This is a genomic window from Bradyrhizobium sp. CFUWI (genome assembly GCF_056429085.1).
This window is the reverse complement of record NZ_JBWJZE010000334.1, coordinates 1-381: the sequence shown is the minus strand read 5'-3', so window position 1 is coordinate 381 and position 381 is coordinate 1. Positions and strand designations below refer to the sequence as shown.

Annotated in this window: 1 protein-coding gene; it reads right to left on the bottom strand. The window is 67.2% G+C overall.

From position 1 onward, the window contains the following. Window positions 1-49: 49 nt before the first annotated feature. Window positions 50-334, bottom strand: a complete 285-nt coding sequence (locus tag AC066S_RS40065; protein WP_478272105.1) for a TrbC/VirB2 family type IV secretion system protein — start codon at window positions 332-334, stop codon at window positions 50-52. Window positions 335-381 lie beyond the last annotated feature (47 nt).

Sequence of the window (381 nt, the reverse complement as noted above, 5' to 3'; positions counted from 1 at the left end):
GGAATCGCGAAGCCGGGCGCGAAACCCTGCACGCCATCGTGGGCCGCGTTCATACGACGGCCCCGCCCGAGAAGCTGAAGAACGACAGGAAGAAGCTCGACGCCGCAAACGCGATCGACAGCCCGAAGACGATCTGGATCAGCTTGCGAAAGCCGCCCGAGGTGTCGCCGAAGGCCAGGGCGAGACCCGTGGCAATGATGATGATGACCGCGATGATCCGGGCCACCGGCCCCTGGATGGATTCGAGGATGGATTGCAGCGGCCCCTCCCAGGGCATCGAGGAACCCGCGGCCTGGGCGGTGCCTGCAAGCAGCAGCATGAAGGCAGCGAGCATCACGCCCTGCAGGGCCGGGCGAGCCAAGCCATCCAGCCGTGCGGGCC

Coding starts and splice junctions, on each gene's coding strand:
- AC066S_RS40065 (WP_478272105.1), bottom strand. CDS start 334: ATGCTCGCTGCCTTCATGCTGCTGCTTGCAGGCACCGCCCAGGCCGCG.